Source organism: Ramlibacter montanisoli (genome assembly GCF_013087525.1).
GTDB classification, from domain to species: Bacteria; Pseudomonadota; Gammaproteobacteria; order Burkholderiales; family Burkholderiaceae_C; genus Ramlibacter; species Ramlibacter montanisoli.
In genome coordinates this window covers 3,886,843-3,899,703 of the sequence record NZ_JABFCS010000001.1, presented here as the reverse complement: position 1 = coordinate 3,899,703, position 12,861 = coordinate 3,886,843, and the positions used below count along the sequence as shown (strand labels likewise).

Annotated in this window: 7 protein-coding genes and 5 pseudogenes; 2 read left to right on the top strand and 10 right to left on the bottom strand. The window is 69.2% G+C overall.

The annotated features are described in order from the left end of the window. Positions 1-101: 101 nt before the first annotated feature. A complete protein-coding gene (locus HK415_RS19310) occupies positions 102-1,130 on the top strand; it encodes an AI-2E family transporter (protein WP_171562086.1) in 1,029 nt (342 codons plus the stop codon). Positions 1,131-1,166: 36 nt separating this feature from the next. On the opposite strand, the gene HK415_RS19305 is transcribed toward HK415_RS19310, so the two are convergent. From HK415_RS19305 to HK415_RS19265, 10 genes and pseudogenes are all read right to left on the bottom strand, one after another. Continuing rightward, complete coding sequence (locus HK415_RS19305) at positions 1,167-1,832, bottom strand: HAD family hydrolase (RefSeq protein WP_171562085.1); 666 nt, start codon at positions 1,830-1,832, stop codon at positions 1,167-1,169. After that, positions 1,829-3,204, bottom strand: a pseudogene (locus tag HK415_RS25540) (aldehyde dehydrogenase family protein). The gene HK415_RS19305 and the pseudogene HK415_RS25540 overlap by 4 nt, the downstream one beginning before the upstream one ends. A 139-nt stretch (positions 3,205-3,343) precedes the next feature. Then, a pseudogene (locus HK415_RS25535) lies at positions 3,344-3,973 on the bottom strand (gamma-glutamyl-gamma-aminobutyrate hydrolase family protein); the annotation flags it as partial. Positions 3,974-3,980: 7 nt separating this feature from the next. Further along, complete coding sequence (locus HK415_RS19295) at positions 3,981-5,114, bottom strand: iron-containing alcohol dehydrogenase (protein ID WP_171562081.1); 1,134 nt, start codon at positions 5,112-5,114, stop codon at positions 3,981-3,983. Continuing rightward, on the bottom strand, positions 5,111-5,611 hold the full coding sequence (locus HK415_RS19290; RefSeq protein ID WP_171562079.1) for a GNAT family N-acetyltransferase: 501 nt from the start codon (positions 5,609-5,611) through the stop codon (positions 5,111-5,113). Before HK415_RS19290 ends, HK415_RS19295 begins: the two co-directional genes overlap by 4 nt. Next, on the bottom strand, positions 5,611-6,972 hold the full coding sequence (locus HK415_RS19285) for a glutamine synthetase family protein (protein WP_171562077.1): 1,362 nt from the start codon (positions 6,970-6,972) through the stop codon (positions 5,611-5,613). Before HK415_RS19285 ends, HK415_RS19290 begins: the two co-directional genes overlap by 1 nt. A 20-nt stretch (positions 6,973-6,992) precedes the next feature. After that, entirely contained in the window at positions 6,993-8,111 is a 1,119-nt protein-coding gene (locus HK415_RS19280; protein ID WP_171562075.1) for a 2-aminoethylphosphonate--pyruvate transaminase, read from the bottom strand. Between the two features lie 10 nt (positions 8,112-8,121). After that, positions 8,122-9,863 (bottom strand): annotated as a pseudogene (locus tag HK415_RS19275) (putative 2-aminoethylphosphonate ABC transporter permease subunit). A gap of 6 nt (positions 9,864-9,869) precedes the next feature. Continuing rightward, positions 9,870-10,920: pseudogene (locus tag HK415_RS19270) on the bottom strand (putative 2-aminoethylphosphonate ABC transporter ATP-binding protein). A gap of 19 nt (positions 10,921-10,939) precedes the next feature. After that, a pseudogene (locus tag HK415_RS19265) lies at positions 10,940-11,985 on the bottom strand (putative 2-aminoethylphosphonate ABC transporter substrate-binding protein). A gap of 177 nt (positions 11,986-12,162) precedes the next feature. Between HK415_RS19265 and HK415_RS19260 the strand changes: the two are divergent. Then, the gene (locus HK415_RS19260) at positions 12,163-12,852 is read left to right on the top strand and encodes a phosphonate utilization associated transcriptional regulator (protein WP_253261956.1); all 690 of its coding nucleotides are present in this window, start codon (positions 12,163-12,165) and stop codon (positions 12,850-12,852) included. Positions 12,853-12,861 lie beyond the last annotated feature (9 nt).

The window sequence follows — 12,861 nt, the reverse complement described above, 5'->3', positions numbered from 1 at the left end:
CCAAGAACGAAGTATGCGCAGCTGAGATCGCAGCGGCCCTCCACGTGTCCGCGCCGTCAGAGGCTTCGGCGTGAACTATCTGCGCAGGCACAATAGGTCGCATGCGCTCCAGCCCCGAACAAGACCTCCTGCTCACGGTCGAAGTGCTGCGGCTGCGCAGCGTTCTGGTGGCCGCGGGCGTGCTGCTCGCGCTGCTGTGGCTGCACCTGCTGTCGGCGCTGTTCGCCGGGCTCACGGGCTACGTGCTGTACCGCCGCGTGCGCACCTTCACCGGCCCGGAGCACGGCTCCTGGCGCATCCGCGCCGTGCGCTGGCTGATCGTGTTCGGCGCCGTCGTGGTCCTGCTGCTCGCCTTGCTCGCCGCCTTCGAGCTGCTGTTCAAGTCCGGCGGGCTCGGGCGACTGATGCAGCTGGTGGCGGACACGCTCGACCAGCTGCGCGCGACCGCGCCGGCCTGGGTCGTCTCGCGCCTGCCCGAATCGGCCGACGCCGTGCAGCACGGCGTGAGCCGCTGGCTGCGCGAGCACGCGGGCGAGATGCAGCGCTGGGGTGCCGAGGCGCTGAAGGTCCTGGTGCACATCATCATCGGCCTGGCGATCGGGCTGATGGCCGCCGCGTCGCGCCCGGACGAACAGGCACCGCCGCGCCGGCCGCTGATCCTGCTGGCGCAGGCGCGCATGCTGCAGCTGGCCAATGCCTTCGGCGACGTGTTCTCGGCGCAGCTGCGCATCTCTCTGATCAACGCGATCCTCACCGGCATCTACCTGCTGGTGGTTCTGCCCGCGCTGGGCTACCGCGTGCCGCTGGCGCCCACGCTGGTGGGCTTCACCTTCTTCGCCAGCCTGGTGCCCATCATCGGCAACCTGCTGTCGAACGCGGCGATCACGATCGCGGCGCTGACGGTGTCGGTGTGGCTGGGCATCGCCTCGCTCGGCTTCCTGGTCGTGATCCACAAGCTGGAGTACTTCCTCAACGCCCGCATCGTCGGCGGGCGGACCAACGTGCCGACCTACGGGATGCTGGCGGCCATGCTGGTGCTGGAGGCGGCGTTCGGGGTGGCGGGACTGGTGGCGGCGCCGATCTATGCGGCGTGGCTGACGCGGGAGTTGCGGGAAGGCAGCTGGGTGTGAAGGGGGCGCTGGGGTTCGCTGGCGCTCACCGCCAGCCTACGCCAGGTGCAGGACTTTCCAGCCGCGCTCGGCGGCGATGGCGGCCAGCGTCGCATCGGGATGCACGGCCACGGCGACATCCACTGCCTGCAGCAGCGGCAGGTCGTTGCGCGAATCGCTGTAGGCGGTGCTGTGCAGGCCGGCCAGCTGCAGCCCGCGCTGCGCCAGGAAGGCGTGCAGGCGCGCCACCTTGCCTTCGCGCATGTTGAGCGTTCCCGTGGCGCGCCCTGTGAAGACGCCGTCCTGCAGTTCCGGCTCGGTCGCCAGCAGGTGCGGGATGCCGAAGTGCGCCGCCGTCAGTTCGGTGATGAAGCGGTTGGTCGCCGTGGTCAGCACCACCAGGTCCTGCGCCTCCAGGTGCCCGCGCACCAGCGCCAGCGCATCGCGCGGGATGCGCGGCGCCACCACTTCGTGCAGGAAGCGCCGGCGCAGCGGCTCCCATTGCGCGGGCGTGCGCCCCGCCAGGGTGCTCACGTAGAAATTGGCGAAGGCCACTGCATCGACCGTGCCGGCCTGGTACTGCGCTTCCATGTCCGCGTTGCGCGCGGCGAAGGCGGCCCGCTCCAGCACGCCCTCGTCCATCAGGAAGCCGCACCAGAGCCCGTCGCTGTCGCCGTGCAGCAGCGTGTGGTCCAGGTCGAACAGGGCCAGGCGCGGTTTCACGCCTTGCGCAGGTGCCAGGCCTTGGGCCGGGTGAAGGTCTGGATGCCGTAGGTGGACAGCGTGAGGCCCACGCCGGAGTCGCCCACGCCGCTCCAGGGCAGGCGCGGGCTGACCCGGTCGCAGCAGTTCCAGTACACGGTGCCCGCGCGCACGTGGGCCAGGATGCTGCGCGCGCGTTCCTCGTCGGGCGTGAAGACCCCCGCCGTCAGGCCGTAGCGCGTGTCGTTCATCAGCTCCAGCGCCTCGTGGTCGTCGCGCACCTTCTGGATGCCGACCACCGGGCCGAAGCTCTCCTCGCGCATGACCTCCATCTCGTGGTTCACGTTCACCAGCACCGTGGGCTCGTACCAGTTGCCGGGCCCCTGGCCCTTGCGGCCGCCCAGCAGCAGGTCGGCGGCGCCCTTGCGCTGCGCGTCGGCCACCTGCCGGTCCAGCACCTCGAGCTGCGGCGCGCGCGTGATCGCGCCGATGTAGGTGTCCTCGCTCATCGGGTCGCCCATCTTGTAGCCGCGCACGGTCTGCACGAAGTGGGCGACGAAGGCATCGTGGATCTTCTCGTGCACGTAGATGCGCTCCACCGAGCAGCAGCTCTGCCCGGTGTTGTACATGGCGCCGTCGGCCAGCGACTCGGCGGCGGCCTTGGGGTCCGCGTCCTCGCACACGTAGGTCGGGTCCTTGCCACCGAGCTCCAGCTGCAGCTTGACGAAGCGCTTGCCGACCGCCTCGGCGATGCGCTGGCCGGTGGCGTGCGAGCCGGTGAAGAAGACGCCGTCCACCGCTTGCGCGAGCAGCGCCGTGCCCACCTCGCCGGCGCCCACCAGGCAGGCCATCACCTCGCGCGGCACGCCCGCTTCGTGCAGCAGGCGCGTGATCTCCAGCCCGGTCATCGCCGCGTATTCGGAGGCTTGTAGAGGACGGCGTTGCCGGTGAGCAGCGCCGGCAGGATCACGTTGCAGCCGACGAACCAGGGGTAGTTCCAGGCCGAGATGTTGGCCACCACGCCGAGCGGCTCGTGCCCGATCTGCTCGCGCATGCCGCCTTCGTCGAACAGGGTTTCGGCGGCGGTCGCCTTCTCCGCTTCGGCCAGGAAGAAGTCGATGCGCGGCAGCAGGCCATTGAGCTCGTTGCGCGACATCTTGATCGGCTTGCCGGTCTCGCGCGTCATCACGCGCGCGAGCTGCTCCAGGTCGCGCACGACCCCGGCGCGGAAGCCCTCGATGCAGCGCCTGCGTTCCGCCGGCGGGCGAGCGGCCCAGGAGGGCTGCGCCGCGCGCGCGGCCTGCGCCTTGCGCGCGACCGAAGCCGCGTCGTCGGCGGGCAGGGTGGTGATCAGTTCGCCCGTCGCCGGGTCGTGGATGGGGAGTGTGCTCATGGCTTGCGGGCTTCGCGCGCGGCCTGCAGGAAGTCGCGCGCAGCAGCGGCGTATCGTCGATCACGCCCAGTTCGGGCCGGTGGAATTCGGGATGCCACTGGACGGCGGCGATCCAGGGGCCGCCCGTGTGGCGGATGGCTTCGACCACGCCGTCTTCGGGCGACAGCGCCTCCACCACGAAGCCGGGCGCCACGTCCTTGATGCCCTGGTGGTGCACGCTGTTGATCTTGTGGCGGCCACGCGGCAGCAGCTGCGCCAGGCGGCTGTCCGCGAGGATGTCCACGTCGTGGAAGTTCAGGTCGTACATCGCGGCGTCGCGGTGCACCAGCGCGCCTGGCTTCTGCGTCGTGATGTCCTGGTAGAGGGTGCCGCCGTAGGCCACGTTGATCAGCTGCAGGCCGCGGCAGATGCCGAACACCGGCTTGCCGGCGGCGGAGAAGGCCTTCACCAGCGCGACCTCGTACTCGTCGCGCACGCGGTCGCCGTGCCATTCCGGACGCAAAGGCTTTTCGCCATAGGTGCCGGGCCAGACGTCGGCGCCGCCGTGCATCACCAGGCCGTCGAGCGCCTGCGCGTAGTCGGCGGCGCTCACCTCGCCGCGGAAGGTCTTGCCGTTGAGCGAGGGAATCATCACCGGCAGCGCCCCCTCGGACATCACCCAGTGCGCGGTGGACTGCTCGATCCACAGCAGGGTCTTGGAAGGCGCGGCCTTGCGTTCCCCGTCCGGGTGGAAGAAGCAGGCGCTGATGCCGATCTTCAGGCGGTCCATGGCGGCCTCACAACGCGGCGGCGAACAGCCGCTCGAAATCCTGCGCCGTCACCGGCCGCGGGTTGGTCTGGTGGCAGATGTCCTTCACCGCGATGTCCACCAGCCTGGGGATGTGCTCCTTCTTCACCCCGTGGGCGGACAGCGTGCCGGTGATGCCGATCTGCTGCTTCAGGTGGCCCAGCCAGCGCACGAAGCCGGGCCCGCCGCCGCCCGTGCGGCAGGCGTGCGCCAGCTCCTCGAACTTGTCGGGCGCGGCCTCGATGTTCCAGGCCAGCACCGGCTCGATCATCAGCGCATTGGCCAACCCGTGGTGCAGGTCGCACACCGCACCAAGCGCATGGGCGCAGGAGTGCACCGCGCCCAGGTCCTTCTGGAAGGCGATCGCGCCCATCATGGAACTCATCATCATGTCGCTGCGGGCCGCGATGTCGCCCGGCACCTTCACCGCGCGCACCAGCGAGCGGGCGGCGATGCGCGCGCCCTCCAGCGCGATGCCGTCGCACAGCGGGTGGTAGGCGGGCGAGAGGTAGCTCTCCACGTTGTGCGTGAGCGCGTCCATGCCGGTGGCGGCGGTCACGTGCGGCGGCAGCGCCAGCGTCAGCTCCGGGTCGGCGAACACCTTGCGGGCCAGGATCTTGGGGCTGAAGACCACGCGCTTGAGGTGCGTGTCGTCCTCGCTGATCACCGAGGAGCGGCCCACCTCCGAACCGGTGCCCGCCGTCGTGGGCAGGGCGACGAAGTAGGGCAATTCGCGGGCTATGGCACGCACCTGCGGGTGGTCCCACGCGTACTCGATGATGTCGCCTTCGTGCGTGGCCGCGATGCCGACCACCTTGGCGACGTCGAGCGCGGCGCCGCCGCCGAAGCCGATGACGCAGTCGGCGCGGTACTGCCGGTAGGCCTGCGCACCGGCCATCACCTGGCTGGCCGTCGGGTTGCCGAACACGCCGCCGAACACCGCGACGTCGAGTTCGAGCAGGTGCGACTGGAACTCGGCCAGCACCGGCAGCGCGGCAAGCGCCTTGTCGGTGACGATCAGCGGGCGCTTCAGGCCCTGCTCCTGCAGGTGCTGCTGCACCTCCTTGCGGGCGCCCGGGCCGAACTGGATGGCGGTCGGGAAGGAAAAGTTGGAGAGGCTCATGGTGCTCGGCTCAAATCCAGGTGCATGTGGTTCTTGGCGTAGCGCTGGCCGGCCACGCGGATGGCGTCGGGCTCGACGCCGAAGCTGCGGAAGCCCGCCGCCTCGTACAGCCGGCGCGCGCGGTCGTTGCCTTCGGTGACGGTCAGCAGCAGCGATTCGACGCCGTTGGCGCGGGCGTGCGCGACCAGCGCGGCGAGCAGCGCACGGGCGACGCCCTGCCCCGCGGCTTCCGGCGCGACGTACATGCCCATGACGGTCGCCTTGTGGCGGTTCTTGGCGCGCAGCTCGCGCTCCAGCCCGACGAAGCCGTACAGCTCCGCGTGGCGGTAGGCGCCCCAGAAGGGGTGCGCGGCCAGGCGCTGCGCCGCCGCCTCCACCGGCTGCTCGCGGTCTTCCGCGTAGCTGGAGGTGAAGGCGTCCGGGTGCTCGCGCAGCGCCCGCAGCCGCAGGCTGCGGTACAGCGTGGCGTCGGCGGGGCCCAGCATGCGCACGATCATCAGATGATCTCGAAGTAGCGTTTCAATTCCCAGTCGGTCACGCCGTCCTGCCACTGCCGCCACTCCCAGTCGCGGGTGGCGGAGTAGTGCTCGACGAAGGTGTCGCCCAGCCAGTCACGCGCGATCTGCGACTCCTTGAAGATGCGCGTGGTCTCGATCAGCGTGCGCGGTGCGCGCGGCACGTTCTCGCCGCCCTGGTTGGTGCCGGTGATGGGCGGCGTGGTGAGCTTCAGGCCCTTCTCCACGCCGTGCATGCCGGCGGCGATCACCGCCGCCATCGCCAGGTAGGGGTTCACGTCGGAGCCCGGGCAGCGCGTCTCCAGCCGCGTCGCCTTGGGCGAGCCGGCCAGCACGCGGAAGCTGGCCGTCCGGTTGTCCATGCCCCAGGTCGGCTTCACCGGCGCCCAGAAACCGTCGACCAGGCGCTTGTAGCTGTTGATGGTCGGCCAGATCATGGGCCCGAATTCCATCATGCAGGCGACCTGCCCGGCGAGGTAGCTCTCGAACAGGCCCGACATCCTGCGCGGCGCCTTCTCGTCGTAGAACAGGTTGGTCTTGCCGTCCGACAGGCTCTGGTGGATGTGGCCGCTGCAGCCGGGGTACTTCTGGCTCCACTTGGCCATGAAGGTCGGCATGATGCCGAAGCGCTTGCCGATCTCGCGCGCGCCGGTCTTGAACAGGATGGCGCGGTCGGCCTGCTCCAGCGCGGTGGAGAAACCGATCGCCGCTTCGTACACGCCCGGGCCCGTCTCCGTGTGCAGTCCCTCGATCGGCACGTTGAAGGCGAGCATCTCGTCCATCAGCGCGTTGAAGAAGCCGGGGTTGTCGGCCATGCGCAGCAGCGAGTAGCCGAACATGCCGGGCGTGATCGGTTCCGGCGGCTGGCCGTTCTTGGCGGCCCAGGTGTGCGTGGTCTCGCGGAAGTTGAACCACTCGAACTCCATGCCGGTCATCACCTGGAAGCCGAGCTTCTCCGCGCGCGCCAGCACGCGCTTGAGCGTCTGTCGCGGGCACAGCGGGTGCGGCGTGCGGTCCGGGTTGACGAACTCGCCCAGGAAGAAGGGCACGTTGCCGTCCCAGGGCACGTTGCGCGCGGTGCCCAGGTCCAGCTGCGCCAGCGCGTCGGGGAAGCCGTGCTGCCAGCCGGTGACCGTGGTGTTGTCGTAGGTGACGTCGTGCGCGTCCCAGCCCAGCACCACGTCGCAGAAGCCGAAGCCGCTGTCCGCGGCGCCCAGGAACTTGTCGATGTGGAGGTACTTGCCCCGCAGGATGCCGTCGATGTCGCTCACCGCCACCTTCACCTTGGTGGCATTGGTCTTGCGCAGCTTGTCGAGGGCGGGATGGTTGTTCTGGCTGGCCACGTCGTCGTTCTCCCTGGTGTCTAGATCGCGGGCTCTCCCGAGGCGATGCCCATGTCCTGCAATGCGAGTTCCACCGCGTGCACGGCCTGCTCGATCTCGTGGCGGCCGATCGCGCCTATGCAGCCGACCCGGAAGGTCTCGACCTGCGTGAGCTTGCCGGGGTAGAGGATGAAGCCGTGCTCGCGCGCGAAGCCGTAGAAGGTCTTGAAGTCGTAGCGCGCATCGCCGGGCGCGTGGAAGGTCACGATGATCGGCGCCTGCACCCGCGGGTCGAGGAAGGGCATGAAGCCCAGCCGCGACATGCCGTCGATCAGCGTGCGGTAGTTGCCGGTGTAGCGCGCCAGCCGGGCCGGCTGGCCGCCCTCCTCCTCGAACTGCGCGATCGCCTCGGCCAGCGCCACCACCACGTGGGTGGGCGGCGTGAAGCGCCACTGGCCGGTCCTTTCCATGTACACGTGCTGGTCGTGCAGGTCCATGGCCAGCGACTGGCTGTTGCCGGCGCAGCCTTCCACGATGGCCTTGCGCAGGAACACGAAGCCCATGCCGGGCACGCCTTCCAGGCACTTGCCGCTGGCGGCCACCAGCGCGTCGAAGCGGACCTCGCGCGCGTCGATCGGCAGTGCGCCGAAGGAACTCATGGCGTCGACGATCAGGCCCTTGCCGCGGCGCTCGCAGACCTGCGCCACTTCCTGCAGCGGGTTCAGCACGCCGGCGCCGGTCTCGCAGTGCACCAGCACGACGTGGGTGATGCCGGCGTCGGCGGCCAGCTGCGCGTCCAGGGCCTTGGCGTCCACCGGCTGCGACTCGTCGAAGGCCAGCACGGTGCATTCGCGCCCCATCAGGCCGGTGAGCTTGGCGGCACGCTTGCAGTAGGCGCCGTTGTCGAGCACCAGCACGTGGCCGTCGCGCGGCACGAGGGTGGCCACGGCCGCCTCCACGCTGAAGGTGCCGCTGCCCTGCAGGGGCACGACCACGTGCGAATCCTCGCCGTGGATGACCTTGAGCAAGCTCTTCCGTACGCGGGCCGTGACCACATTGAAATCGCCATCCCACGAGCCCCAGTCGCGCAGCATGGCGAGCTTGGTCCGCAGCGTGGTGGTGAGCGGGCCGGGGGTGAGGAGGATGCGTTCTCGGTCCATGGGTCGTCTCCTATCTTGACAGCGTTCGCCACGCCTGTGTGCGGCGGTGGATCCACCACGCCAGGCCCATGAAGGCCAGCGTGGCCAGCGCCGAGGCGGCGGCGATCATCACCGCCATGGCCGCCGCGGCGCCCATCTCGCCCGCCTCGTCGAGGTTCAGGATGGCGATGGAGGCCACCTTGCTTTCCGGCGAGTACAGGAAGACCACCGCCGAGATCGTGGTCATGGCGTTGACGAAGAAGTAGCGGGCGATGTCCACCAGCGCCGGCGTGCAGATCGGCACCGTGACCCGCCAGAAGGTCTTGAAGAAGGGCACCTTGAGCGATGCGCTCACCGCCTCGAACTCGTCGTCCAGCGCCTTCAGCGCCGTCACCGCCGTCAGGTGGCCGGTGGTGTAGAAGTGCACGATGGTGCAAAGCGTCAGCAGCGTGACCGTGTGGTACAGCGCGCCCAGCGGGTTGGCGGGCGCGTTGAAGAAGAAGATGTAGCCCAGGCCGAGCACCAGCCCGGGCACCGCCATGGGCAGCATGGCCAGCGCCCGCACCAGCGTGCGCGCCCAGGCCACCGGGCCGCGCTCCACGGCCTGGCCGCCCGGCGTCTTCTCCAGCAGGTAGGCGCCGCAGAACACCAGCAGCGTGCCGAACAGCGCGGTGCCCGCGGCCATCTTCAGGCTGTTGACGAAGGCGACGCCGACTTCCGCGTCCACCAGGCCCAGCGTGTAGTGCTTGAGGCTGGGCGCCAGGTTGTAGGGCCACAGGGTGGCGAAGGAGGCGAACACCGCCATGCCCAGCATCGCGAGCACCAGGAAGGCGATCAGCACGCAATAGAGCGTCATGGCGGCGTCGAATACCGGCGCGCGCTTGGGCGCATACGGCACCGCACGCGCCGTGAGCATCGCCGTCTGCTTGCGGCTGACGTAATGGTCCACGCCGAAGGTGAACACCGCCGGCGCGAGCAGCACGATCGCGACCACCGCCCCCTTGGCGAAGTCCTGCTGCCCGATCACCAGCTTGAAGACATCGGTGGCCAGCACGTTGAAGTTGCCGCCGATCACCTTGGGGATGCCGAAGTCGGTGATCACCAGCGTGAAGGTCACCAGCGCCGCCGAGATCAGGCCGTACTTCGCGCCCGGCAGCGTGATGGTGAAGAACTTGCGGGCGCGCGTGGTGCCCATCGCATCGGCCGCCTCGTACAGTCGTGCGTCGGCCAGCGACAGCGCGGTGACCAGGATCATCAGCGCGTGCGGGAACACGGCGAAGCATTCGCCGATGACGATGCCGGGCGCGCCGTAGATCTCGGCGATGCCCAGGTGCTGCAGCCAGGACTTGAGCACGCCCTGGTTGCCGAACCAGTAGATCAGGAGATCGCCGACAGCAGCGAGGGCGCCAGCAGCGGGATCAGCGTGATGCCGCGGAACAGCGGTTTCAGCGGCATGCAGGAACGCGTGAGCGCGTAGGCGAAGCCGAAGGCCAGCGGCAGCGTGACCACCGTGACCGCGAACGACACCCAGACGCTGTTCCACAGGCTTTGCAGCAGCGCGGGCGACTGGGCGTAGGCGACGAAGTTGGCCAGGCCGACGAAGCGGCCGTCGCTGCCCTGCACGGCCTCCACCAGGATGGTCGCCAGCGGCACGGCCAGGAAGGCCAGCAGCACCAGCGCCACCAGCAGCAGCGCCAGGTGCGCGAGCCGGTCGCTCCAGTGCGCGGACTGGCGCACCGGCGCGGCTTCGGGGACGGGCAGGACCGCGGCCATGGAAGGCTAGAAGACCTTCAGGCGTTCCGGCAGCAGCTTCAACCGCAGCGGCGAGCCGACCGCGAGCGAGGCTTCCGACAGGTAGTTGAGCGAGAGGTACACGGTCAGCTTGTTCGGCTGCAGCGCCGGTGCCGCGACGTGCACGTGGCAGTAGGAACCGAGGAATTCGATCTTCTCGATGCTGGCGTCGAACACGTGCGGGTCGCCCGGCGCGATCGGCCGCGCCAGCACGTCCTCCGGCCGCAGGTAGATGCGCGCATCGCGGTCCTGCCCGTGGTAGGGCACGCGCAGCGTACCGAATTCGAGCTGGCCGCCGCGCACCTTGCCGGGCAGCACGTTGGCCTTGCCGACGAAGTCCGCCACGAAGGGCGGCCGGCTCGCGGTAGATGTCGATCGGCGTGCCGACCTGCTCGATCGCGCCCTGGTTCATCACCACGATGCGGTCGGCCACGGACAGCGCTTCCTCCTGGTCGTGCGTGACCATGATGGTGGTCACGCCCAGCTTCTGCTGCAGCGCGCGGATCTCCTGCCGCAGGCGCACCCGCTCCAGCGCGTCGAGCGCCGACAGCGGCTCGTCGAGCAGCAGCAGTCCGGGCGAGGTGGCGAGCGCCCGCGCCAGCGCGATGCGCTGCTGCTGCCCGCCGGAGAGCTGGGCCGGGAACTTGCGTTCCGTCCCCGGCAGGCCCACCAGCTTGAGCAGTTCGGTGACCCGCTGCGTCAGCTGTGCGCGGGCCGCCTTGCGGTTCACCAGCCCGTAGGCGACGTTGTCGGCGACCGAGAGGTTGGGGAACAGCGCGTAGCTCTGGAAGACGATGCCGTAGTCACGCTGCGCCGGCGGCAGGCGCGAGATGTCGCGCCCGGCCTGCCAGACCTCGCCGGCCGACTGCACCTCCAGGCCGGCGACGATGCGCAGCAAGGTCGTCTTGCCGCAGCCGGAGGGGCCGAGGAAGCAGACGAACTCGCCGCGCGCGATGCCCAGGCTGATGTCGGCCAGCGCGCTGAAGGCGCCGAAGTCCTTGCGGATGTGGCGCAGTTCGAGGAACGGTTCCTGGGCCACCGGCGCGTCCTTGCGGGCTTCAGCGTTTCTCGGTCTTGCCGTCGTAGCGCTTCTTCCACTCGGTGAGGATGCGCTCGCGGTTCTCCGCGGCCCAGCCGAAATCCATCTTCACCAGCCGCGCCTCGTAGTCCCTGGGCACGTTGGCCAGCGGCGCGGCCACGCCCGGCTGCGCGGTGATGGCGAAGTTCTTGCCGTACAGCAGCATCGCGTCCTTGCTGGAAGCCCAGTCGGCCAGCTTCTTCGCCGCGTCCAGCTTCCTGGTTCCCTTCATGATGGCGAAGGCTTCCAGGTCCCAGCCCAGGCCTTCCTTGGGGAACACCAGGTCGATCGGCGCGCCCTTGGCCTTGTTGGTGTTGCCGCGGTACTCGAAGGAGATGCCCACCACGTACTCGCCGGCGGCCGCCATGTTGCAGGGCTTGGAGCCGGAGTGCGTGTACTGCGCGATGTTCTCGTGCAGCGCGTCCATGTACTTCCAGCCGTTGCCCTTGCCGGCGTCGTCCCCCAGAGCGACAGCCAGGCGGTGACGTCGAAGAAGCCGGTGCCCGAGGACGCCGGGTTGGGCATCACGACCTGCCCCTTGTAGACCGGCTTGGTGAGGTCGCGCCAGGTCTCCGGCTTCGGGATGCCTTTCTTCTGCGCTTCCACGGTGTTGAAGCAGACGGTGGCGCCCCACACGTCCATCCCGAACCAGGCCGGCACCTTCTTCTTGTCGCGGTACTGGCTCATGATCGCGTCGAGGTTCAGCGGCGCATAGGGCTCCAGCATGCCCTGCCTGTCCAGCAGAGCGAGGCTCGATGCCGCGACGCCCATCACCACGTCCGCCTGCGGGTTCGCCTTCTCGGCGAGCAGCTTGGCCGTGATCACGCCGGTGGAATCGCGCACCCACTTCAGGTCGATGTCGGGGTGGACCTTGTTGAAGCCTTCCTGGTAGGCCTTGAGCTGGTCGGTCTCCAGCGCGGTGTACACCAGCAGCTGCGTCTTCTGCGCGAAGGCGGCGCCGGCGAACAGGGTGGAGGCCGCGAGCGCGAGGGCGATCCGCACGGCGGAACGGCGGGATGCGGGCATGAAGAACTCCTCTGGATGAAAAGTCGTAGCTGACGGATCCGGACCGCGCGATGGACGTGCGTCTCCCCTGGCATCGCCGCGTTTTGCTCCGGGGCATTGGAGAACGAGCCCCGTAGCTTGTCAATTGTTTTTTGCAGATTGTTGACAATCCAAAAGGCGGGTGGTCTGATGCGCGCCATGACGGCCGTCCCGCACCCGACGATCGCACTGCTCCAGAGCAGTTCGCTCGCCAATGTGGTGCAGCAGGAAGTGGAACGCGCCATCCTGGCCGGCGAGTACGCGCCGGGCAGCAAGCTGATCGAAGCGACGCTGGCCACCCGCATGGGCGTGTCGCGCGGCCCGGTGCGCGAGGCCTTCCGCGTGCTGGAGGAAGCCGGCCTGGTGCGCACCGAAAAGAACCGCGGCGTGTTCGTGCGCGACATCCCGATCGACGAGGCGGTGGAGATCTTCGACCTGCGTGCCGCGATGGACGAACTCGTGGGCCGGCAGCTGGCGGTGCACATCACGCCGGCGCAGCTCAAGGAAGTCAAGGGCCTGGTCGACGCGATGGAGAAGGCGGTCAAGGCGCAGGACAGCCACGCGTACCACCTGCTGAACCTGCGCTTCCACGACCGGCTGGTGGAAATGGCCGGCAACCGCAAGCTCACCGCGATCTACCGCAAGCTGATCAAAGAGCTGTCGCTGTTCCGCCGGCTGAACCTGGCGGACAACTGGCTGCTGCCGGTCTCGGCGGGCGAGCACCGCGCCATCGTCAAGGCCATCGCCTCGGGCGACGCGGACGCCGCCGGCCACGCGATGTTCCAGCACGTGATGGACAGCAAGCAACGCACGATCGCCAACGACCTGCGCCGCCGCGCGCGGGACTGAAGCAGGAGA